General features: G+C 47.4%; 26 protein-coding genes and 1 tRNA gene (1 of these 27 cut by a window edge). 7 read left to right on the top strand and 20 right to left on the bottom strand.

What is annotated here, in order from left to right; genetic code table 11:
• A protein-coding gene (locus DCC85_RS08155; RefSeq protein WP_108467776.1) for an alkaline phosphatase crosses the window boundary here: on the bottom strand, nt 1-532 show its 5' portion. 1,040 nt of this gene lie to the left of the window's left edge; the window shows 532 of its 1,572 coding nt (coding positions 1-532); the start codon lies at nt 530-532; its stop codon lies beyond the left edge, outside the window.
• Between the two features lie 247 nt (nt 533-779).
• Between DCC85_RS08155 and DCC85_RS08150 the strand changes: the two genes are divergently transcribed.
• From DCC85_RS08150 to DCC85_RS08140, 3 genes are all read left to right on the top strand, one after another.
• Nucleotides 780-2,528: a DEAD/DEAH box helicase gene (locus tag DCC85_RS08150; protein ID WP_108465134.1), complete on the top strand. Its 1,749-nt coding sequence runs from the start codon at nt 780-782 to the stop codon at nt 2,526-2,528.
• Nucleotides 2,529-2,549: 21 nt separating this feature from the next.
• Nucleotides 2,550-3,503, top strand: coding sequence for a YqhG family protein (locus DCC85_RS08145; protein WP_325048419.1), 954 nt, complete (start codon nt 2,550-2,552; stop codon nt 3,501-3,503).
• Between the two features lie 255 nt (nt 3,504-3,758).
• Nucleotides 3,759-4,589 carry a hypothetical protein gene (locus tag DCC85_RS08140; RefSeq protein WP_108465132.1) on the top strand — a complete coding sequence of 277 codons (831 nt, stop codon included), beginning with the start codon at nt 3,759-3,761 and terminating at the stop codon, nt 4,587-4,589.
• A 63-nt stretch (nt 4,590-4,652) separates the two neighbouring features.
• On the opposite strand, the gene DCC85_RS08135 is transcribed toward DCC85_RS08140, so the two are convergent.
• On the bottom strand, nt 4,653-4,904 hold the full coding sequence (locus tag DCC85_RS08135; protein ID WP_442789526.1) for a YqzE family protein: 252 nt from the start codon (nt 4,902-4,904) through the stop codon (nt 4,653-4,655).
• A 101-nt stretch (nt 4,905-5,005) separates the two neighbouring features.
• On the opposite strand from DCC85_RS08135, the gene DCC85_RS08130 reads away from it, so the two are divergent.
• Nucleotides 5,006-5,698, top strand: a complete 693-nt coding sequence (locus DCC85_RS08130; RefSeq protein WP_108465131.1) for an N-acetylmuramoyl-L-alanine amidase family protein — start codon at nt 5,006-5,008, stop codon at nt 5,696-5,698.
• Here the strand turns inward: DCC85_RS08130 and DCC85_RS08125 are convergent.
• The 7 genes from DCC85_RS08125 to DCC85_RS08090 form a co-directional block, all read right to left on the bottom strand.
• A complete protein-coding gene (locus tag DCC85_RS08125; RefSeq protein ID WP_108465130.1) occupies nt 5,685-6,557 on the bottom strand; it encodes a divergent polysaccharide deacetylase family protein in 873 nt (290 codons plus the stop codon). The genes DCC85_RS08130 and DCC85_RS08125 overlap by 14 nt on opposite strands.
• 441 nt (nt 6,558-6,998) lie before the next feature.
• On the bottom strand, nt 6,999-7,847 hold the full coding sequence (locus tag DCC85_RS08115; protein WP_108465129.1) for a MetQ/NlpA family ABC transporter substrate-binding protein: 849 nt from the start codon (nt 7,845-7,847) through the stop codon (nt 6,999-7,001).
• A gap of 38 nt (nt 7,848-7,885) precedes the next feature.
• A complete protein-coding gene (locus DCC85_RS08110; protein WP_108465128.1) occupies nt 7,886-8,656 on the bottom strand; it encodes an SDR family NAD(P)-dependent oxidoreductase in 771 nt (256 codons plus the stop codon).
• A 5-nt stretch (nt 8,657-8,661) separates the two neighbouring features.
• On the bottom strand, nt 8,662-9,123 hold the full coding sequence (locus tag DCC85_RS08105; protein WP_108465127.1) for an S-ribosylhomocysteine lyase: 462 nt from the start codon (nt 9,121-9,123) through the stop codon (nt 8,662-8,664).
• Nucleotides 9,124-9,219: 96 nt separating this feature from the next.
• Entirely contained in the window at nt 9,220-9,900 is a 681-nt protein-coding gene (locus DCC85_RS08100; protein ID WP_108465126.1) for a methionine ABC transporter permease, read from the bottom strand.
• A complete protein-coding gene (locus DCC85_RS08095) occupies nt 9,897-10,964 on the bottom strand; it encodes a methionine ABC transporter ATP-binding protein (protein ID WP_108467774.1) in 1,068 nt (355 codons plus the stop codon). The genes DCC85_RS08100 and DCC85_RS08095 overlap by 4 nt, the downstream gene beginning before the upstream one ends.
• 207 nt (nt 10,965-11,171) lie before the next feature.
• Nucleotides 11,172-11,255 (bottom strand) — tRNA-Leu (locus DCC85_RS08090).
• A gap of 185 nt (nt 11,256-11,440) precedes the next feature.
• Here DCC85_RS08090 and DCC85_RS08085 point away from each other — a divergent pair.
• Complete coding sequence (locus DCC85_RS08085; protein ID WP_108465125.1) at nt 11,441-11,842, top strand: YhjD family protein; 402 nt, start codon at nt 11,441-11,443, stop codon at nt 11,840-11,842.
• A gap of 38 nt (nt 11,843-11,880) precedes the next feature.
• Here DCC85_RS08085 and DCC85_RS08080 read toward each other — a convergent pair whose 3' ends face one another.
• The 5 genes from DCC85_RS08080 to DCC85_RS08060 all read right to left on the bottom strand — a co-directional run bounded on the left by DCC85_RS08080 (nt 11,881) and on the right by DCC85_RS08060 (nt 14,282).
• Entirely contained in the window at nt 11,881-12,216 is a 336-nt protein-coding gene (locus DCC85_RS08080) for a carboxymuconolactone decarboxylase family protein (protein WP_108465124.1), read from the bottom strand.
• Nucleotides 12,217-12,290: 74 nt separating this feature from the next.
• A complete protein-coding gene (locus tag DCC85_RS08075; protein ID WP_108465123.1) occupies nt 12,291-12,494 on the bottom strand; it encodes a hypothetical protein in 204 nt (67 codons plus the stop codon).
• 113 nt (nt 12,495-12,607) lie between these two features.
• On the bottom strand, nt 12,608-12,940 hold the full coding sequence (locus DCC85_RS08070) for a hypothetical protein (protein WP_108465122.1): 333 nt from the start codon (nt 12,938-12,940) through the stop codon (nt 12,608-12,610).
• 88 nt (nt 12,941-13,028) lie between these two features.
• Nucleotides 13,029-13,601, bottom strand: coding sequence for a xanthine phosphoribosyltransferase (locus DCC85_RS08065; protein WP_108465121.1), 573 nt, complete (start codon nt 13,599-13,601; stop codon nt 13,029-13,031).
• Nucleotides 13,602-13,670: 69 nt separating this feature from the next.
• A complete protein-coding gene (locus DCC85_RS08060) occupies nt 13,671-14,282 on the bottom strand; it encodes a DedA family protein (protein WP_108465120.1) in 612 nt (203 codons plus the stop codon).
• 188 nt (nt 14,283-14,470) lie between these two features.
• Between DCC85_RS08060 and DCC85_RS08055 the strand changes: the two genes are divergently transcribed.
• Entirely contained in the window at nt 14,471-15,514 is a 1,044-nt protein-coding gene (locus tag DCC85_RS08055) for a YkvI family membrane protein (RefSeq protein WP_108465119.1), read from the top strand.
• Nucleotides 15,515-15,539: 25 nt separating this feature from the next.
• On the opposite strand, the gene DCC85_RS08050 is transcribed toward DCC85_RS08055, so the two are convergent.
• Nucleotides 15,540-16,688, bottom strand: coding sequence for a glycosyltransferase family 4 protein (locus DCC85_RS08050; RefSeq protein ID WP_108465118.1), 1,149 nt, complete (start codon nt 16,686-16,688; stop codon nt 15,540-15,542).
• 188 nt (nt 16,689-16,876) lie between these two features.
• On the opposite strand from DCC85_RS08050, the gene DCC85_RS08045 reads away from it, so the two are divergent.
• Nucleotides 16,877-18,253 carry an RsmB/NOP family class I SAM-dependent RNA methyltransferase gene (locus DCC85_RS08045; RefSeq protein ID WP_108465117.1) on the top strand — a complete coding sequence of 459 codons (1,377 nt, stop codon included), beginning with the start codon at nt 16,877-16,879 and terminating at the stop codon, nt 18,251-18,253.
• 85 nt (nt 18,254-18,338) lie between these two features.
• Here DCC85_RS08045 and DCC85_RS08040 read toward each other — a convergent pair whose 3' ends face one another.
• The 5 genes from DCC85_RS08040 to DCC85_RS08020 all read right to left on the bottom strand — a co-directional run bounded on the left by DCC85_RS08040 (nt 18,339) and on the right by DCC85_RS08020 (nt 22,860).
• Nucleotides 18,339-19,160 (bottom strand): Cof-type HAD-IIB family hydrolase, encoded by an 822-nt coding sequence (locus tag DCC85_RS08040; protein WP_108465116.1) that lies wholly within the window; start codon nt 19,158-19,160, stop codon nt 18,339-18,341.
• 72 nt (nt 19,161-19,232) lie between these two features.
• Entirely contained in the window at nt 19,233-20,009 is a 777-nt protein-coding gene (locus tag DCC85_RS08035; protein WP_108465115.1) for a pseudouridine synthase, read from the bottom strand.
• A 3-nt stretch (nt 20,010-20,012) separates the two neighbouring features.
• A complete protein-coding gene (locus DCC85_RS08030; RefSeq protein ID WP_108465114.1) occupies nt 20,013-21,542 on the bottom strand; it encodes an RsmB/NOP family class I SAM-dependent RNA methyltransferase in 1,530 nt (509 codons plus the stop codon).
• A gap of 21 nt (nt 21,543-21,563) precedes the next feature.
• Complete coding sequence (locus DCC85_RS08025; protein WP_108465113.1) at nt 21,564-22,049, bottom strand: DUF309 domain-containing protein; 486 nt, start codon at nt 22,047-22,049, stop codon at nt 21,564-21,566.
• Entirely contained in the window at nt 22,039-22,860 is an 822-nt protein-coding gene (locus DCC85_RS08020) for a GTP diphosphokinase (protein ID WP_108465112.1), read from the bottom strand. The genes DCC85_RS08025 and DCC85_RS08020 overlap by 11 nt, the downstream gene beginning before the upstream one ends.
• Between the last annotated feature and the right edge of the window lie 25 nt (nt 22,861-22,885).

Raw genomic sequence — 22,885 nt, 5'->3', positions numbered from 1 at the left:
GCAAAAATTTGCTTCCGCCTCCAAGCACAACATCCATACCGTTATACACTTGCTGCATGCTCAGGGCATCATAATTTTTACGATCCGGATAGTGAGCAGAAAAGTCAGCTGGAGTTGCATGCATAAATTCAGAGGTAGAGATAATTCCTGTAGATTTGTCTGCAACCTTAGCCGCTTCAAGCACAGATGCTACCGGCTTCTTACGGTCCGCTGCAGAAATTGTCATTTCTCCAGGCATTGTAGCTTCATCTGGCAGAACGCCTACATATCCAGTATGTGATTTATGTCCCGTAGCAAATGCAGTGCCGGCAGGCGCTGAATCTGCAATCGGAGCATCTGCCGAATGAGTCCGGACCATGCCGCTCGCCATGCTGTCAAGAGCTAACGAAGAGCCTTTATACCAGCGTGCAAGTGCTGTCGCGTCATTCGCCATACCGTCTGGGATCAGAATAATTACATTTTTAATCGGAGTAGTGTTCGTAGTGTTGTCTGCTGCTAAAGCCGTACCTGCATTTACTACACCTACCAGCATGGTAAACACGAGAATAAGCACTTTCTTCTTCCATATACTTTTTACATTCAGCAACGAAGCTTCCTCCTATATCCTATTGATTTAAAAATCCCATTTGTAGAATACACGAGTTATGTAAAGACAAAATTAGAGTAGCCCATGAATTGTATTAAAAACCACACATCTGTAAATCTGTTATGAACTTTATTAATTACGCCCATACTACATGTACATTGTAGATGAAACGCGAAAGGCGGTAGATTGCCAAATGAGTCTGCATAGCAGCGAACAAGGCCTAAGTGTGCCCATCGAATTCGATCGTTCTTGGTTTGAAGACATCAGCACCCGTCTTGACAAAGGAGGACCATGGGATGATCTCCGATTATTCCATCTGGCACTTGAGGCCGAACAAGCGAGCATTGTGACGACATTCGAGGAAATGCAGTGTCTGAAGCACCTCTCCGGCATTCAGCCACTTTCCCATCAAACCGAAACCGCACGGAAGGTGTTATTCGAGATGCGAGGACGTGCCATATTGGCAGATGAAGTAGGTCTTGGCAAAACCATTGAAGCAGGACTTATTCTTAAGGAATATTTAATTCGCGGATTAGTACAAAAAGCACTTATTTTAGTACCGGCCTCCCTTGTGCTGCAGTGGGTACGCGAACTGAACCAGAAATTTGGCATTCCGGCTGTTGCTCAGAAAAAAGAGCACTCCTGGCAATCGAATATCGTGGTCGCCTCCATGGATACCGCGAAGAGAGATCCCCATAAGGATATTATTTTGGGCTATGATTATGACCTTGTTATCGTAGACGAGGCTCATAAATTAAAAAATAGAAAAACAACAAATTATCAGTTCATGCAAAAAGTTCGTAAAAAATACTGTCTTCTCTTAACCGCCACGCCCGTACAAAATAATCTGGATGAATTATTCAATTTGATCACTCTATTGAAGCCTGGCCAGCTAGGCCGGCAGGACGAATTCGCTGCAAATTATGTAGCAGATAAGCGCCTTCCAAAAAATGAACATCTGCTTAAATCAGAGCTCTCTAAGGTCATGATTCGCAATCGCCGTACCGACGGAAATCTGAATTTTACAAAGCGCATTGTGCGCAACGTCCCTCTAGAGCTGTCACCCGAGGAGAAGGCATTATACGATGGGGTAACCCAATTTGTTAAAGAACAATATGAAGCCAGCGGACATGATATGAACAGCATGCTTTCTTTGGTTACCCTTCAAAGGGAGGTCTGCAGCAGCCGCGATGCAGTCTTCGTCACCCTTGTCAATCTGTCGAAGAAGCTGGCTCAGGACTCTCCCCTGCGGGATAAAATTTGGGAGCTTGTCTATATGATCAAAGCGATTAAAGCCAACACCAAAGCGGAGAAAACCCTTGAGATTATTCGAGACATGAACGAGAAAGTCATCGTCTTCACAGAATACCGGGCTACGCAGGAATACCTGCTTAATTACTTTCGCGATCGAAACATGACAGCAGTTCCTTACAGCGGAAATATGAACCGGGGCAAGAAAGACTGGATGATGGACTTATTCCGGGGCAGAGCTCAGGTCATGATCGCCACCGAAGCAGGCGGAGAAGGAATTAACCTGCAATTTTGCCGCAATATGATTAATTTCGATCTTCCTTGGAATCCCATGCGCGTTGAGCAGCGAATCGGACGCGTGCACCGCCTAGGACAGAAAGATGATGTACGCATATATAACCTTTCAACAATCGGAACGATTGAAGAGCATATTCTGAATCTTCTTCATGAGAAGATCAACATGTTCGAAATGGTGATCGGCGGGCTTGATGTAATTTTAGAGCGCTTCGATAAGAAACATTCTCTGGAGAAAAGCATCTATAAGATTCTTCTGGAAGCCAATAATGATGAGGAAATCAAACAGCGTGTTGATCAGCTGGCTCATTCCTTCGAACACCTTCAAGAGGAAATCCATCAATCTGCTACTCCAGCCATTCAAGCTTCCACCGAGCTAAAGCACAGGAGGCGCTAAGAGGAGGACCCCATCGTGACCATGACCAGCAGCCAGATTCGCACCTATGTTCTTACCTATCTTGAAGCAACCGAGTGTCAAATCATGGAGCAATCCGATTGCCATGTTACGGTGAAGCTATCCCCTGAAGCAGATCGGGAGCTGACAGGCCGTCCTTACTACTGGGCATTCGTAGAACGGGTTCAGATTGAGCCGGAAACCATGTCCTTCACTTTTATTTTTGACCAGGATGCATATGAGATCTTAGAGCAGCAACGTAAAGCAAAAGAAAAGCTGGAAAACCCCGACAAACCAGACGATCTTCTGCTAAATCGATATTTCGGTGCCGTGCGCCCCTTGCCTGTCATCGGACCTGGGCGTATTCAACAGGATTATCTTCATTATGGAAGCCCGCGTTTGAAGCAAATTTTCGCAGCCGCTCAGCGCAAAGGCAGCTGTGTTTATGTATTCGAAGATCCAGGGCACCGTCAGCGGGATACCTTATTCTCTGCTGCCTACGAACCTTGGCTGGGCGCGTGCTTTAAGACAGAGTTTGCCTGTGATATGAAACGGCAGGAGCTTCATTTTTACGGGATATCACTTTCAACTGGAACCATCTCAACAGATTTCGGCGACCGTCTCTCCAAGGTGCAGCTACTGCCTCGTTTACCTGAAAATGTTCATATTACACCAGCAAGATTTTCGTTAGAACGTGCTCGAGAGCTTTTGGAGAACCAGATGAAAAGCTATTTAAACCAGCTTGACCCTTCCTGGGCCGCCGAAGCCCGCAGTCGCAAGCAGGAAGAGCTGCTAATTTTGGAAGGATATTATCAAGCCTTGTCAGAGGAGACAGACGAAGCCAAGAAGCAGGCTGCCGAGGAGCAATACAGGGTTCGTCAAGAAGAGATTAGGTGGCAGTATGAGCCGCGCATTACCGTCTCTGTCATTAACAGCGGAATATTTCACCTTCGGACTGATCGTCTGCCTATAAGATGACCCTTCTCGCTATAAGACCACAAAAATAGAAAAAGAGCGGGAGAAGCAGCGCGACAGAGTGTAACAGCCTTCTCGACTATTGAGCCATACAATAATAATATCCAACATTGCAGCATTTCAGGGACAAGCCCTCTATTTTAAAAAAAGCAGGTGATCACGATCGGGCAACAAAAACTAAAGTTTAAAGCTAAAATTTTGCTAAGCCTCACCCTGTTTCTTCTTCCTGGAGCTCCTTGGATAGGCAATCCTTTCTGCATGGCTTCTATATCTGCTCAAGGTATTCAGCAGCAAGCAGTACCTGCCATAGTAGAGAAATTTGCAGCGGATATTCTAGGCAGCTTAACGCAGCAGCAGGCGTTCTCCAGCCTTCGGGAAGCCACCCCCAGCTTCGACCCGCTTGGCCCAGGCACCCACGGCTGGCTAGTCACTCTAAAGAAGGGCTCGCAAATTGCTGGCTATCTCATTATTAGCGCTAAGCCGGATGGCGGACTTTTCTTAAGCGAGTACGGTTTGGGCTCAGAGCCCTTATTCGACCTGACCAAGCTCGCACCAAGGGACAGGCCTGCCGTGCAGATTACTCCCATGTATTATGGTCCTGCCTATGCCGAGTGGAAGCTGACCAAACTAAGCTCTACAGAGGGGGCAAGCTACTTTGCGGCAGGGACCGGAGAACAGCTGCCCGTAACAGATGCGGATTGGAACAAGCTTGCTGCCCGCCCTTTTGCTCAAACAGCTGAATCCGTATCCTATCAAGACGGCAAGAGAGCTAACGCCCCCCTCATTACAGCCTCTGCCTTTGACCCGTACAGCAATCTTAAATGGATCGTAAGGGAAAACATGAAGATTTCAAATACTACAGATTTCTTACGTTCAATGGTTGCAGAGAAAAAACTTGTGTTTGCAGCCAATGATCAGAGCAGATCCTATTCACTCGCATTGCCTATCTTTGGTCTGCAAACCTGGTCTAACACTACGAACAAACGAGCTGATGCTGTATTTGTTCTCACTGGAACTGCTGATTCTTCTCGGTGGATAGAACTGAACTCCTTGCTCTCCTCTGGGAAGCTGCGCCTGTTTGAATCATAAAATAAGACGCGATCCTCGTTGAAGTCAGCATGATGACTTTTCGGATCGCGTCTTTCTTTGTCTTTATTCCTTTGTCTTTTGTTTGAACGGAAGCTTACTCCACCATAGCGAAATCGAGAAGGGAATCATTCCGAACCACTTTCGGCTCCACGGTTCCTTTACCCGGATTCGCTGCTGTTTACGTACCTCCCGAGGGGTCTCTACATAAGTAACTACTCTTTCGGTAATATACTTGACCAATTCATCACCTTTTGCGATGATCATCGCCCCCAGCCTTACGTTCCAATAATATGTCCAAGTCTTCTTAGTCTGCACTAAATCTTAGCAAGTTAAACATCAAATAATGATGAATGATTTGTTGTTCTCCTGCTCAAATTATATGAAGACAATAATAACCAGGAAGGATGGACAAGCTCATGCGTCTTTTTCTCGGTAAGCGACTCCTCTGCACTCTAAGCGCAGCAGTCTTTACGCTCGGATGTATAACGGAAAGGGTCTCCGCAGACCATCCTGTACATCACGCTTTCCCAGGACCCACCATCTTAATCGATGCCGGTCATGGCGGAATTGACGGTGGCACTTCCTATGGTGATATTTTGGAGAAAAATATAAACCTGGAAATCGGCCGTAGACTCTTCCTGATATTACGCAGCTATGGGTACAGCACCGTACTGAATCGGACCGGAGACTATGCACTTAGCGACGATAACCGATGGCTTGCCTCACGCTCACGCCACCTACGGGATTTGGCACAAAGAAAGGAGCTTAGTACAGAGCTTACCCCTTCCATTGTCGTCAGCCTTCATGTCAACTGGTCAAAATCCCCAGCCAAGCGAGGACCGTTAATTTTGTTCCAAGAAGAAGGAAAGAGTGTATTTTTAGCCACATGTCTTCAGGATTCACTTAACCAATTATATAAAACGAAGACAATCCCTATAGTTGGCGAACCCTTCTACATTCTTAACTATACGCCGGCTCCGACCGTTATTGTCGAAATGGGTTTTATTAGCAACGCCCAAGATCGGAATTTTCTAACCAGCCTTCAAGGGCAGCGAAAAATAGCCAACACTATAGCTGAGGGCATTATTCGTTATTTTACGGTGCTGTAAGCTCACGAATGCGTATTTCGCCTTGCTCTTTTACTATCTGGCTTAATTTCACGAACTGAACCTGATTTTGAAGTGCTGGGATCGATTGTTTTATAACACGTGATGTCTTTGGACCCGGCGCTCCAACATGACCGATAACAATACATTGCGTATTATTTTTGAACCACAATTCTACTTTTTTTATTTGTTTCTGAATGTGTGAAGTTGTATGGACATCATCTAGAAAAATATCATTCCCTAGAACGGGCATCCCTTTTTCCTTGCACAGCTTCCCAACCACGGTACGATAATCGGTTCGACTGTCCAAGAAAAAAAGCCCTCGCTCCTTGCAGACATCTAATACCGTGGACATGATTCTCGGGTTAGAGGTTATTTTCGATCCCATGTGATTGTTAACTCCGACAGCATACGGTACGTTATCGATTGCCTCATTAACTTTCCGCCGCACTTCCTCATCACTCATGCTGGATTTGATCGCTCCGGGACCGAGCCATTCTGGTTTCCCGCGTAGCGGCTCCATCGGCAAATGCACGAGCACATCATAGCCTCGCTCATGCGCCTTGATAGCATCCTGCTTGGTAGATGGCAAGAAGGGCATGATCGCAACCGTGACAGGGACGTGCAATGACATGATCTCTTCTGTACCGGCCATGTTATTTCCAAGATCATCAATAACGACTGCGAGCTGTCTTATGGGCTGATCAACCCCACCGTCTTGCGCTGCAGCTAAACCCGGAAACAGAGCCGAAAGGCAAACCAAAACAGCACATCCACCCATGAAGGGACGCGCAAGCCAGTGAAACATCCGCTTCGCTAGCGCTTGAAGAAACCCCGCCCAAAGCCAATGTATAAATTGCATGTTTGATCCCCCCTGCTTAAATCCGTCTTATTGTTTGAGTAACAGGAGGTTATTAGTACAGGAAAAGATTGACGCACAAAAAAGGACATTCATCTTAACGAAGCAACAGTCATGAGCGCTTCTTCATATGTTCCAATATCTTTATACAATACAACGTGAAGTCAATAAAAGGTGGCTCTTTGCCAAATATAAAAAGAAAAAGCGAGCGTTCGTGGAAATCAGCCCACTCACACCCGCTCTTTCTTATCCTCAAAATTCATTCATTTACTGTAGTTTTTTACATGAGACGCAATTTAATTCATTCCCACTTTCAGGATTTGCCTTCAGCCCTCAATGATAACCTTGCCTACTTGGGTCCTGGTCGTAATTTGTGCCTGACTGCGAAAAGGAGCCATCTCCTCTCTCCATCGCCGTAATTATAGCAATCCGCATGGATTCTCTCTAATCTTGCAGATAAGAGATCGGTTTATCTACAGGCACCTTTGTGCCGCCGAACTCCTGCTCAATATATTTCTGCGTATCCTCGTTATGATACAACTCACCTAATTTCAAAATACCTGGATCATCCTGCTTTTCGGAAGTAGTCGCCAGCACATTGATGCTATTCTTCGTATCTACAGAAATTTCCTCATGGAACAAGGAGTCCTTCAACACATTCAAACCGCCCTCCAGAGCAATCGTATTACCGATCAATACCAGATCAACGTCCTGAATCACTCGCGGACCGGTCGTATCGTCGATCAGCTTGAACTTAAGATTTTTAGGATTATCGACAATATCGTTAACCGTACCCGTCCCCAAATTAAAGTTATCCTTCAATTTGATCAGTCCGGCAGTCTGCAGCAGGCTTAAGCCTCTGGCCGTATTGGCCGGGTTATCTGCCAGAGCGACGAGAGCGCCGTCCGGAACCTCCTTAATATCCTTGATCTTCTGTGAATAGATGCCCATCGGCTCAAGATATGTGGTCGCTGTGGCTACTAGGTTGGCATTACTTTCTTTATTATAGTTGACGAGATAAGCCCAGGATTGAAAAGCATTCACATCAACTTCGCCTTCCTTGGTAGCGTTATTCAACTCTACGCCGCCATTGATCTCCTTGACTTCAATATTAAGTTTAGCATCCTTGGCCGCCTGTGATTGCGCAATATGCTTCCAAATCTGAGCATCGGAGCCCTGCGAACCAATGACAATCTTCTCGCCATCCACCGATGATTTGCTGCCGCAGCCCGCAGTCGCCATCATCAATACTAATCCGAGCGCTAGTCCGCCCCAAAGTTTACCTTTAATCATATGTTCTTCTCCCCTTTATATCTGTATGCAAATTTCTTCTAATGCATGGTCATACCGCCGGTTACATTAATGGCTTGACCAGTCATATATGAAGATAATGGACTGGCCAAAAACAGAACGACATTGGCAATATCCCTGACCTCGGCCGTTCTGCCCAGCGGAATTTGGGAACAGTCTTCCGCATAGATCTCCTCGGCCGTCATGCCCCGGATCACTCCGCCTTCGATGCGCTCCCGATGCTTCATCGGCGTCTCTACAATACCCGGACATATGGCATTTACGAGTATGTTATGCCGTGCCAATTCAATCGCCATTACCTTGGTCAATCCAAGAACGGCATGCTTCGATGCGCAATATCCACCCATAGCCCGATAACCGTTCTTGCCGGCCTGCGAAGCCATTTGTATAATTCTGCCCGGCTTTCCGGCATCGATCATCGCTTTCGCAAATATTTTCGATACCAGGTACAGCCCCGTAGAATTAATGGAGAATACCTTCTCCCAATCCTCCAGCTTGCTGTCAATCACGTAATCCATCGTGGAAATGCCAGCGCAATTCACGACAATATCCGGAACGCCAGCCTGCTCCAACACAATATTAGACCAGCGATAGACATCCTCTGAACGGGACAAATCCAATCTGGACTCAAGCAACTTCCCGTTAACTTCTTTATAATCGCCTTCATGAGCGAGATCGGCAGAAATGACCCTGGCCCCACTCTGAAGTAAAATTTGTACAATGCCTTGTCCAATGCCTGAATTGCCGCCGGTTACAACCGCCGTTTGATGCGTTAAATCCAAAGTAATCATAACTATTACAATACTCTTTCAAAAGGATCTCTGCTGATTCCGGCTTGCAATACGATCTTCGCGTATTCTTGAGCAGAGAACAGGGAATGATCCTTGTAATTACCGCATTCCAGCGCGGAGACAGCCGGAACCTCAGTTGTTTCCAGCACGCGCTTCAGCGTTCTTTCCAATGCAGATGCGATCTCTTCGGGATCATGCTCATTCCAGAGAATCAGATAATATCCCGTCCTGCATCCCATCGGAGAAATATCGATAATGCCTTGAAGCTCATCTCTCATATACGTAGCGAGCAGATGCTCAAGAGTATGAAGGGCTGCCGTCGGAATAGCGTCTTTATTCGGCTGCAGGAAGCGAAGATCATATTTTTGCACAGTGCTGCCTTTTTCGTCATGTTCAACCCCTGCCGCCCTGACATAAGGAGCCTTTACGATTGTGTGGTCCAATTGGAAGCTTTCTACTTTTGCCATTGTTCTTCAGTCCTTTTTATAGTGTTATATATTTAACCAGTACCCGCCCTGAGTCTAGGGGCAGTATACTGCACAAACCGTTGTAATATCCCAATATCAATGCGTCGTCTTCTTGGTGAAATAATCCCCGATGAATTGGCACACGAACACCAGAATCAAGATCAGAATCGTAGCCACAAGTGTAATATCCGACTGGAATCGGTTGTACCCCTTATTGATAGCCAGACTACCCAAGCCGCCCGAGCCGATGGCCCCAGCCATCGTTGTCAGTCCAATCAGGTTAATGATCGTCACCGAGGAGGCCCTGATAATTGCAGACAAGCCTTCTTTCAGATACACGCGGAAAATAATCTCAATCGGTCCCAATCCCATAGATTGAGCAGCTTCAATAATCCCGGAATCAACTTCTACTAACGCATTTTGTATTTGCCGGGCATAGAATGGCACGATGCCGATGACGAGGGGCACGATCGCCGCATTCATACCGATCGATGTGCCTGTAATAAAACGGGTAAGCGGCACGACAACAGCGATAAGAATGATGAACGGAATGGATCTAAACAGGTTAATGAGTTTCTCCAACACACTATAAACCAGCCTGTTCTCCAGAATACCTCCCCTGTCGACCACAACCAGGGTGACGCCAAACAATATCCCAAATAACACGGAAAATAACGAGGTAACGACCACCATATAAATCGTCTCATAGGTGCTTAGAAGTATGTCCTCTCTTAAATTCCAGATGTTAGGGAAATATTTTGTAAAAAACTCACTCACACTGCATCACCCACCTTACTATTCTGAAAAAGTCGGGAATTGATAACTTCAACGTCTACCCGAGCCGACCGCAGATATCGCAAAGCTTCCTCCAGATCACCGGCGGTGCCAGACATAACTACAATCAGATTGCCGATAGGCGTCTGCTGTAAAATCTCCACATTCGCAAATAAGATATTGGTTTTAACTCGGTAACGGGCAGCAAGCTCGGCAATAATCGGTTCACTTGTACTATCGCCAATATAAGAAATCTTGCACAGCATATCGTTATCCTTTAGATGAAGGAGTGAAGGATGCATCATGAGCTTCTCCAGCATCTGCTCGATATGAGTAGCCGTATTAATGAAATCACGAGTCAACGAATTTTGTGGACGGCTAAAGATAGAGACGATATCGCCCTGCTCGATAATCCGCCCGGCTTCCATAACCGCAACCTTATTACAGATCTCTTTCACGACCTGCATTTCATGCGTAATAATGACAATAGTCAGCCCAAGCGTTCGATTTAATTTCTTCAGCAATTCCAGAATGGATAGCGTCGTCTTCGGGTCCAAGGCACTAGTAGCTTCATCGCACAGCAATATTTCCGGATCATTCGCTAGCGCTCTGGCTATAGCCACCCTTTGCTTCTGCCCCCCTGACAATTGTGAAGGATAAGCATTCAATTTATCCGATAGGCCTACCAGCTCTAGCAATTGTTTAACCTTCTGGTCTCTTTCGCGCTTGGAGAGCTTGGAACTCTTCAAGGGAAAGTCCACATTGTCATAGATTGTTCTGGAATTCATCAGATGAAAATGCTGAAAGATCATCCCGATCCGTTTCCTGGCCAAGCGCAAATCCTTGGACTGCAAAGCCAACAAATCCTGCCCATTTACTACTACACTCCCCGCCGAAGGCCGCTGCAGCAGATTAATCACACGAACCAAGGTGCTCTTCCCAGCCCCACTGTAGCCGACAATGCCGTATACGTCTCCCGCGTCAACCTGCAGACTGACATCCTTAACGGCTGTAACCGACTGTGATCCAGTTTCAAAGGTGACTTGAATATTGGATAAAGTAATCATGATGCCCAACCCTTTCTAAACTTCTGTACACTAAAGCAGCTTCAGAAAATTTATTTCTGTCATTTTACATCAGTTTACTTGGAATTACTACTAAAAATTTTTAAGGTGAGATATACCAAACTGCACTACCTTGCAAATTCTAAGAATACAAAAAAGCCCTTAAATCTCCATAGAAGGAAACTTAAGGACTCCATTGTTTTTAAACGATGCGGTCGAGAGGACTCGAACCTCCACGGGGGTTAGCCCACACGGACCTGAACCGTGCGCGTCTGCCAATTCCGCCACGACCGCATAAGATAATGTGTCATAGAGCATATCAGCTCGTGACGACAAGATATAATTTATCATAGATCACTAAGCAAGTCAACAAGCAATTTATTTTTTTCACATAAATCACAGGTATTACTTGATTATTTATCCAATTATTCCGTATAATAAGAACATAAGTTCGTTCACTACGAAAGGAGTGTCATCGCATGTCCATGTCCACAATCCATGTCTCCAAAGAGGAAGTCACACTAGTTCGCAGCTGGCTAGCCTTAAAGTTCACCCAGCGTATTCTGGAGAGAGACTCCCGAGTTATGGAGGAGAGCGGCTTGCTCAGAAGTCCTCAGGTCTATGTCGAGATGCTTCTTGCTGCTGTAGAACGATCCTCCATTGTTCTTGAGGAAATCTCCAGCGAACTTGACAAACACCAGATTCATATTAAGAAAGTCAAGCAAGATGAATTTGGAATTGAAGCCTGCTATCAATGTCGCGGTGCTTTAGGTCGGATTTTCATTTTGTGGTCTGCTCTACAACGTGATTTGTCTCAGCGTATGCGAGCTTACCTTGGGTTAGGCTCTGTTCCTATAAATGTAGCAATCCCTTCAATATAGGGTTGAAGGGATTGCTTTTGGGTTTGCTGGCTATTGTTTTAAATCTGATCCAAAGCCTGTTGAACCCGGATAGCCCCTTGGGACAGGATATGACCGGCTGCAGCTGCTGAAGCAGCTGCCGACGCTTCCAAAATCTCCGCATCCGTTGCTCCCTTAGCTCTTGCCTCATTCGCATGATAAAACGTACAAACCTCGTTGTTGGCAAATAGACCTACTCCCAGAGCGATCAAGTGCTTCACCTTCGCATCAAGGACCCCATTCTGCAATGCCTTGCCGGTGAACTCATGATAGGCTTCTGCCGTCTCAGGAAGCGAATCCCCGAAGCGGTTAATTTCTTCTTTATAGGCCGTAATTTTGTCAGTTGTCAACGACATGGAACAACCATCCTTTCTTAATGACAAGCGTTCCCTAGTACGTTGTCCAAGCTAAGCGGAAATATACGCCCGGGTTATTCGCGAGGCTCTGTAAACGGCCGATAATCATAACTACGGTCAAGCTTGACCACCCTGCGGTTAGGACGCCGTATCATAACCTGATCGGCATCCCATGCTACTACAATGCCAACAACATCATTGCTTTTAATCGCATCGCGAATCACTCTGACCTTTTCTCCAGATACTCTGTACTTATTGAGCTGATCGTCACTAATCATGCTGGCCCCTCCTTATTATCGAAATATCTCTGCAAAAAAAGACCTAAATGGGATGCCATTTAGGTCTTTACATATCGTTTCACAAGCTGCTGATGAGCGGCAGCTCTCCCTAATTAACGCTGTGCATGCTCCTTACTGTCGTTCTTCTCGAACCAGAAATCAAGCACCTTAGCAGACATCACTCGTTGTTCAAGGTACCCGACCTGCTGGGCGCTAAATTGCTCCTTCCAAGGAAAAGACAATTCCTCGCACAGGCCTACAATCGTAAGCAGCTGAGACCAGGCAACATAGCGTTTGTACCAGAAAAACTGAGGATGTTCAAGCATATAGGGGTACAGATCATCAAACTCTGTATGTTTGCAATCAAGCGCTCGCTCGAAGGTAACCTTAGCTTCATTCAACTTATTAATAAAGAACTCTTCATTCACGACTGCTTCTTTCCCCATAACTGTTGCCTCCTCTCTCTAGCTACTATTTATTATAACGAAAAAAGCAAGGTATGCAAAGGAATGTTAGAAAAAATGGTGATTCGCCCTACTCCGAAAAATGGACCTGGCCGTTCTCCAGGCTCTTGATCTTAACCAGAGACTCTAGACGAATTCCCTGTTCCCTTAACGCATTAGCCCCTGGCTGGAACGTCTTCTCTACCACGATACCCGCTCCTATGAGCTGTGCGCCGGAACGTTCCACAAGCCGAACCAGGCCCCGTGCTGCATCCCCATTAGCGATAATGTCGTCAATAAACAAGATACGATCACTTGGCGAGATAAACTGCCGGGACAGTAAAATATCGGTGACGATTCCCTTCGTAAATGACGGAACTCTCTCCACTAGCACATCAGGATCTGCCAATAAGGTTCTCTTCCTACGGGCAAATACCATGGGCACCTTCAGCTCATTCGCTGTGGCAAAAGCAACAGCAATGCCGGAAGATTCCAACGTTACAATTCTCGTAACCCCATCATCCTTGAACTTGTCCGCAAAAGCTCTTCCCATCTCCATTGTAAGCTCTGGGTCTACCTGATGAGTCAAGATGGCATCCAGCAGCAGCACCTGGTCGGATACGACCGTGCCTTCTTCCAGTATTCGTTTTTTCAATAGTTCCATAGAGCTTCCTCCCGGCCAATTCTCTTCTTGTAAAAATACCACACTGTCAAGCAGAACAGCAACATGAGATTATTTATTATCCGCATATCTGAAAAACATCCGATAGATCAAAACAACAAGACCTACCACAATCAATAAGGTTAGCACAAGCAGAGTAATCCTCCACATATGTAGGTGAACAAAACGAGCAATACGGCGATAGTGATGTCCAAAGGTGAAGCCAAGATACATAAATGTAAAGCTCCACACGGCTGCTCCGATCCCAGCAAAAGTAACATAAGTCCGTAAAGGAAGCTTATAAACGCCGGACAAATAAGATGTAATCTGTCTGAGTCCGGGAACGAAGTATCCAAACAGAACCGTCCAGTTCCCGAACTTTAGAAACCACTTCTCTGTTGCTGCCAGGCGCTTAGGGGTGATGAAGATCCATTTCCCATAACGGTCCAAGAGCGGTTTGCCAACTCCCCGGCCGAGCGAATAGCTGACCATCATCCCCGTCATACTTCCGAGAAATGTCGCTAATAGCGCAATCCAAAAATTAAAATGTCCTTCTGCAGACAAACCGCCAAAAACAACCACCAACGTTTCATCCGGGACGGGGATTCCTATAAAACCCAGAGCTAAGAGGCCGTACATTGCAAGATAACCGTACTGGGCAACATAGGACATTACTGCACTCACTCTATAACACTCACCTTTCATTCGGGAGAACTTCATTGCTTCTTGCTACTTCTTCCTGCGCTAATCTTTCTCACATGGAGACAAGTTGAAGTCATGTCCGATAGTTTCACCACATACCTTGTACTAAACTCATCTTTAGCAGTGAACACCAGAATTCTAAGGTCTGCCAAGCTTGAAGGAGGACAAACATGAGAAATATCTTGAAAATCATGCAGATCGCATTCACTTATATCGGTACGATTGTGGGTGCCGGATTCGCAACAGGCCAAGAGATCCTTCGATTTTTCACCCAATATGGAAAGTGGGGGACTTTGGCTATTGTCTTGTCAGCAGCTTTGTTCATCTGGCTTGGCACAAAAATGATGCTGCTCGCTCACGACATCCGGGCAAGTTCTTACGAAGATCTTAACCGGCAGCTGTTTGGCATGAAAGCCGGGAAATGGATCAGCCTGTTTACCCTCATCATTCTGATCGGAGTGAACAGCATCATGCTGGCAGGGGCCGGCTCTGTCTTCATGGAGCATCTCGGCCTTCATTATCAGACCGGCCTATGGATCACTCTAATCGCTGCCTTTCTATTACTGCGCAACGGTATAGGAGCTATCCTTCAGCTCAATTCCATTGTAGTCCCGCTTATGCTGACTTTCTCCCTCTTCATCATCGGCCATACAGCGGATTTACCTACGGCTGACCGCTTCTTAAGCCTGAGTACCGATAAAAGCCTGATGGCCGCCTGGGCCTCCCCTTTCATGTATACGGCCTTTAACCTGGCTATGGCTCAAGCCGTGCTGGTGCCTATCGGCAGTCATACACAAAATAGACAAGTGTTGAAATGGGGAGGCGTCATCGGCGGGTTAGGCGTAGGCTTTATGCTTCTGGCTGGGCATTTTGCTTTATCGGCCCATATGCCAGGCATCACCCAATTTGAAATACCTATGGGCAGCATCGCCCGACTGCTGGGTACTACCATACAGCTTATTTATGTCATGCTGATATTTATGGAAATCTTCAGCACTTTTGTAGCTGACATTTACGGTATGTCTTTACAGCTTAAGCAAAGAACAGGCCTGTCCGAACGATGGTTAGCACCAGGAATCATGGCCATATGCTATTTGACAAGCCAGATCGGCTTCAGCTCTCTGCTGTCCGTGCTATATCCGATCTTCGGCATGCTGAGCATGGTCTGGGTCGTTATGTTGATTCTCAGCCCTAAGGATCACCGTTCAGAATAGCAGCTTTCCTCTTCGCTTACGCATGTTATTTATCACAATATTGAGATTTTTTGTTCCCATATTGAAGGTACAGCTTCTTCAGCTCGTGAACTGCCCGATTCAGCGAATAATGGCTTTTGGCTTTCTCGGATCCTGCTCTTGCAAGTGTATAGCGGTAATCCGGATCAGAAATCACTTGCTCAAGCGCTTCAGCTAGAGCTTCTGGATGCTCAGACGGAACAAGAAGTCCGTTAATTCCATCCTCGATCTGTTCGGCAATACCGCCAACATTGGTTCCCACAAGCGCCAAACTACACAGAGCTGCTTCCGCAAAGACGGAACCGAAAGCCTCTGCCCGGGAAGGAAGCACAAAAATATCAAAAAAAGGCATAAATTCCTCGGGATGCAGGGTATATCCATAGAAAATGGTCTCTTCATAAATGCCGAGCTGTTGAGCCAATGCTTCGAGCTCAGGTCGGATTGGACCATCCCCAATGATATGCAGCACGAACGGAATCTCACGTTTCTTAAGCTTGGCACAAGCCTGGAGGAGGATGTCAAGCCCTTTGGCGGGCACCAATCGACAGACAGTCACCAGCTGGGCCACCTCATTCTCATGCGGGATGGGCTTGAACCTTTTCTCATCAAATCCATTCGAAATGACAAGAATATCATCAGGTCGTTCTACATAAGGAGACAAATAGCTTCGGAATGAATCTGACACCGTTAATAATTGGTCTGTCCGATACTCAAGCTCCCGATAAATAGACGTAAGGAATTGGTGTTCGGGGCCGCCAGTCTGAATTCGCCCATTAAGCAGCAGTTCCCTCTCATAGCTTGAGTGAACAGTCTGAAGCACTGGCGTATCCGGGAATACCTCCTTCATGGCCAACCCTACGATAGGATGGTGCGCATGGATCAGATCATAACCCTGCTTGATTCGCAGCCGTGTCCACCATATATAATCCAAATAGGTCTGAACGTATTTCTGTACAATAGGACTCTCCTCATATTGCCGCCAATCAAAAGTATGAAATTCAACTGGACCACTGCCCTTGAAGCGCACTCGCTTCGGAATAGAGAACAGCTCCATTTCCCACCTAGGCGAAGTAAATCGCTCTTGCAGGTAAGGGACCATAGATGATACGCCCCCAGGCTGTTCGGGAGGAAAAAATAGTGCCTGTAGAAGCTTCATGAAGAAATCCCCCTTTCTGACTCTAACTAAAAGTTCACAACCTTGAGGTTCTAGCCTACTAGCACCTCCTGCATTTCCATTATGCCATAGACGGGGAGCTACAGCCATTCCCCTTTAAGTAGCCTTCATCCTATGATAAACTGCTGAGAGCGGCTACGCCCATTAGAAAAAAGGAGTACGGATTTAATATGTCAGATATACAGCTACCTGAAGCTTACCGGTATGCCTTAACCCAGCAGCTCGGCGACGAGGAGGGCGCCCGGTTTCTACACAGCTATAATCAGCCTCGAACCTTTGGACTCAGGATAAACACCCTGAAGCTTGAGCTTGGATCACCGGTTTTTCACAAATTGGAGCATTTGTTCTCTTTAAGAGCTGTGCCATGGTGCCCTGAAGGCTTCTATTATGAGGAATCCACCCGTCCTGGCCGTCATCTGTATCATGCTGCCGGGATTTATTATATTCAAGAACCTTCAGCCATGAGCGCAGTTCAGCTGTTGGACCCTCAGCCAGGCGAGACCATCCTGGATCTTGCTGCTGCTCCAGGAGGAAAGTCTACACAAATTGCAGCCCGCATGCAGGGTAAGGGCGTGCTGATCACGAACGAAATTCACCCGCAGCGCGCCAAAATATTAGCGGAAAACATCGAAAGGCTGGGCATTCGTAATGCGATTGTTACACAGGCCACCCCAGCAGAGCTGTCGGCTAAATTCCCTTTAGCATTTGATCGGATTATGCTCGACGCCCCTTGTTCAGGGGAAGGCATGTTCCGCAAGGACCCCGCCGCTATTCAAGAATGGTCGGAAGCATCTGTGCAATTTTGCGCAGCGAGACAGAGAGACATCTTACATGACGCGATCGCCATGCTAAAACCCGGAGGTACACTGGCTTACTCAACCTGTACTTTTAACCGTCAGGAAAATGAAGAGAACATGGCGTACGTTCTCCAGACTTACCCTTTTATGGAGCTTATTCGAGAGCATCGAATTTGGCCCCAGCAGTCTGAGGGTGAAGGTCACTATGTAGCTTTGCTCCGGCGAGTAGACGAAGGAGACGAGATGCTGGCAAGCCCCTCTGGTAAACGATCGAGAAAGGCTTCCTCCAAACAGCGAGGCGCTAATCACGCGGCCATGGTGCAGCAGGAGTTTGAGGCTTGGGCCAAGGATCATTTGAGAGGCTTTGAACCAAGCGGGACCTATTTGTCTTTTGGAGAAGCGATATACATGCTTCCACATAGCCGTACGATGAATCCGGATGCAGATTTGTTAAAAGGGTTAAAGACACCCCGGCCTGGCTTGAAGCTTGGCGTAGCCAAGAAAGGACGTTTCGAACCAGATCATGCACTGGCCGCAGCTCTTAAGCCGGAGGAAGCCATCCGCCGATTCAATCTAGCTTCCGATTCTGCGGATGGTTCTGCCTATTTACGAGGAGAAACTCTGAGCGTGCCTGATTCTATTAAGGGCTGGACATTAGTTACCGCTGATAATTTCCCCTTAGGCTGGGGAAAGGCGAGCGGAGGACAGCTCAAAAATCATCTCCCCAAAGGCTTAAGGCTTCAGCTGTAGAACACATACCGATAGCAAGAAGCAATAAAAGAGCAGAGGATTCCCCCTGCTCTTTTATTGCTTTTATAATATTGCATCTGGCAAATTAAGAACGTGATGATGAAATCTCCAGACAGTATTTCTCAAGAGCAGCCTTAACGCCTTCCTCATTATTGGTCAGTGTAATCGCATCAGCTGCCGCCTTCACTTCAAGCGGGGAATTCTCCATCGCAACTCCCAGGCCGGCAAATGTAAGCATTGTAATATCGTTATAATAGTTGCCGATGGCCATCACTTCCTCTGGAGCAATCCCTCTCTTCTCCGCCAGTTTCTTAAGTGCGGCGCCCTTGGATGCCTCCTTGTGCATCAAATCCAGGAAGTAGTCGCCGCTGCGCAGCATATTAAATTCTTGTTCCCACAGGCCCCAATCCTGCTGGACTTTATCAATAGCTTCTGGGGTTCCTGAAGCCGTAATCTTCACAATTGGCTCATGAAACTCGGACCAGGCTGGCATGGACTTGGGGTGAACAAGAAACTTATGGTACATCTCCAGAATCTCGGGATCCAGTTCCTCGGCACGATCCGTGTACAGCTCAAAGGTTGTGTTCACATCAAAGTGAACTCCATGCTTGCGGCAGTAGTCAAAATAAGGCTCCAGCCCCTGAGCATTCATGGCGAATTCATGAACCACTTCTCTGGTGCTTCCTACCGTAACAGCGGCTGCTCCGTTATGAGTAATGATGTAGCCTTCTAAGCCCAGAGATTCCATATAAGGAATGGAGCCGCTTGGGGCACGTCCGGTACAGAGAACAATTTCCGTCCCTTGCGCAGCAACCTCGGCGATCACCTCTTTAGTTCCCTGAGTGAGCACGTGGTCGTCATTCAGCAGCGTACCGTCTACATCAAGTGCAATCAGTTTATATTTCATTCCTCCACCCCTTCAGTGCAGCATTCTATATGAATTACTATGCTTCTATGTCAAAGATACTGTCAAGCAGGCTCAAGGCTTGTCCTCAGCAGCAGTACCTGGAGAGTAACCGCTTAGAAGCTTCAGCTCCTCTTCGGTCAGCTCTCGATAAGATCCTTTAGCCAGCGAATCCTCCAACCTCAGCGGCCCCATCGCTGTACGCTTGAGATACAACACTTTCGAGCCTACCGATTCAAACATCCGTTTAACCTGGTGAAACTTGCCCTCAGTAATCGTTAGAGATATCCGGCTTGTTACCTGGACACCAGTCTCCTGGATGCTTAATACCTGCAGCTTGGCCGGCTTAGTTATATATCCGTCGTCTAAGGTAACGCCCTCGGCAAACCGCTGAATTTCATACGGCCCGATTTCGCCGATCACATCCGCTTCATAGGTTTTGGGGACATGCTTTCTCGGGGACAGCAGCTCATGGGCGAGTGCCCCGTCATTCGTAAGCAGCAGCAGTCCTTCAGTGTCTTTATCAAGCCTACCTACAGGAAAGGGGCTAAATACCCTATAGCTTTCGGGAAGCAGGTCGATCACCGTCTTCTCTCTTGTATCCTCCGTCGCGGAGATCACCCCTGCCGGTTTATGCATCAGTAGATAAATATGCTCCCGGTACAGAACAAGCTCTCCATCGACTTCAATCCGGTCCTGATCTGGATCGGCCTGGGTTCCGGTATCCTTGATCACATTGCCGTTCAAAGTAATACGACCCTGCTTGGCCATCTTCTTAAGCTCCGCACGCGAACCATACCCTAGATGCCCAAGCATCTTATCGATCCGCTGAGTTGTTTTGCCTCCAGCCATTCGTTACTGCCACCTCCAGCCGGGCGGATATTCATTCTTAAGCATCCCGTCCTGCCATTTTCCCCAGCCTAGCGAATAGCCATCCACACAGACTAGGATATATCCCTTTGCCTCCATTCCCGCTTGGCATTGCAAGCGTTCCTGAGGCACTTGCAGCGTTTCCCCTTTTAAATACCTGACTGCCTCTCCTTCTTCCGAGGACAGCTTCAGAACACGCCCAGCCTCCTCGGGCCGCAGAGCAGCAGCCAGCGGCTGTGCGGGAACAAAACGCCCGTTCTTCACGCTACCGACATACCACCCCGGGCGCACAGTCTTCAAACCGGATAGCCGCTCTGCTTCAAGCGGTGCTAAATACAGCTGAGACCCAAACCATACGGGATGTCCGGCGTGCTCCGGCTGCCCGGCAAGATGATTGTCACAGAAATGCTTCCATGCCCGTAGCAGTTCGTCCTGGGAAGGCGCCTGACGGGAATCCCGCTTCCCTCCGCGCCCTCGGGCTGCCGCTTGTTCCTTCCGTCTTACAGCCCCGGGCTTCACAGACTCATTGACAGCCTTATCGGTCGTGGCCTCATGTGCCTCCCCAGTATGCCTTAACACCGCTACAAAATGACCTTCTCCTTCAATCCGATGCGGCCATAGTCTACCGGTATCCGCTGTTCGGGCCAAGGCCTCTTGATCAGCCTGAGTCCATTCTGTATCAAGATCCGAAGGCTGCAGCCATTCCGGCCGTCCTGAAGCAATTCCCCAAGCCTCAGGCAGGGGAATCACTTCGAAATCTTCATGCTGCTTGAGAAAGCTAGCGATTTGTCCCTCGTCCTCTTCAGGCGCAAAGGTGCACGTGGAGTAGACAATTGTTCCTCCTGGACTGAGGAGACGTGCGGCCGACTGTAGGATATCCCGCTGCATCAAAGAGCATTTCTCCACCGAATGCTTCTCCCATTGTCTCGCCATATCTTCGTCCTTGCGGAACATTCCCTCCCCTGAGCATGGGGCATCAATCAGTATTTTATTGAAAAAATGAGGAAACGCCTTGGCAATTCGCTCAGGAGTTTCATTCAGCACAATAGCATTCCGGACCCCGTACAGCTCAATATTTTTGGCGAGTGCCTTTGTACGCTCCGCGCTTATATCATTTGTCACTAGAAGGCCTTCTCCTTGGAGTCTTGCAGCAATCTGAGTTGATTTCCCCCCAGGGGCTGCGCACAGATCAAGTACGCGGTCGCCCGGCTGGACATCCAGCGCCTCTGCCGGAGCCATCGCACTGGGCTCCTGAATATAATACAAGCCTGCATGGTAATAGGGATGTTTGCCGGGCTTTAGGCCTTCATCGATGTAAAACCCCGTTTCGCACCACGGCACTGGCCGAAGGGAAAACGGGGATAATGTGAAGAAGGCGTCCCGGCTAATTTTGAGTGTGTTAACCCGAATGCCAGCGAAGCGAGGCTTCTCGTAGGAAGCAAGAAAGGCATTATACTCATCCTTAAGCAATCGCTGCATACGGTCTAGAAATAATGGCGGTAAGGAAACAGCCATACGGACACCCTTTCATTATGTTTATTCATTGGTATGCTTGTTTCTCCACCTAAGATCACGAAGATCATGATTGGGTCCTCTTTGCGGTCTGAGCCGAATCGGATCATTGGGCGAAATCTGAGCAGATAGTCTGGATACCGCATCACCCAGCTTAGGATCTGTTACCTCTATGAACAGATCCCTATAAGGAACCGGCTCTTCGGACATCTGCTTGAGCTCCTGTGCTAATTGCACAGCCTCGTCCCTGATTTTGCCTAACTGGATCCCAGCATGCTCCACTGGGTAAGGACGAAGCATTTCAGCAGCAGATTCCAGCATTTTGATAGCGCCCTTATAATTTTTTGCACGAAAATGAAATGCCCCTACTGCAATTTGCAAGAGACCTTTATAGAAAAGGTCTCTCTCTTGCGAAAGCCACAGCTCCTCCATGACCTCATGGCATTCAAAATAGTCATGATCCCTGTTGAAATACACCAGAAAAGCCTCATATTTCGGGTCATAGACCATCAGTGGTCTCCATGTCCTCGCCCTTCTTCGCGGAACGAAGCAGGCCTTTGACTTCATCCAGCAGATCCTTCATCGCGCTTAAGTTCCGCGATTCCCAGATCTCATTAAAGCGCCGCTGTGCGTCGATGGCCTCTGAGATCAGATGATAGAAATAAAGCTGGTGAATCGCCCCGAGCGTCTTGGAGACCAGATTAGAGTCATCCTCGAACGTTTTCTGAGACTCTAGAATCTCTTCCCTGATACTGGACATTTCATTATCCAGAACGAAAGCAGCTTCAGCGGCAATTTTCAGACGCTCTTTCATTTCGCCAGGCAGCTTATCCCGGTACTTGTAATTCAGCGAGTGCTCGATGGTAGCCCAGAAATTCATGGCCAGCGTCCGAATCTGAATTTCGGCAAGCACCTTTTTTTGACCCACTGCGGTTTGAACCGGGTATTCGATAATCATATGAAAGCTTCTATAACCACTCTCTTTATAATTGGTAATATAGTCCTTCTCGTACAGGACAGTCAGATCCTTACGACCGCGAATGTATTCCGCAACCCGGCGAATATCCTCAACGAACTGACACATGATACGTATGCCAGCAATATCCTCAATCCCTGTCTCCAAATCCTCCATAGCTACACCAAGACGTTTGGCCTTGTCAAGGATGCTGGATATCTTCTTCACGCGTCCGGTGACAAATTCGATCGGTGCATACTCTTCCCTTTTCTTGAGCTCTGCACGCATCGTTTTAAATTTAACTTTAAGTTCTTCAACAGTCTGCTCGTACGGAAGCAGAAAGGTTCCCCAATCTCTTACATCCATTTGTATGTGCCTCCTGTCTTAAACT

Origin of the sequence: Paenibacillus sp. CAA11 (assembly GCF_003060825.1) — a bacterium.
GTDB lineage: Bacteria > Bacillota > Bacilli > Paenibacillales > Paenibacillaceae > Fontibacillus.
This window is presented reverse-complemented; position numbering and strand designations above follow the sequence as displayed.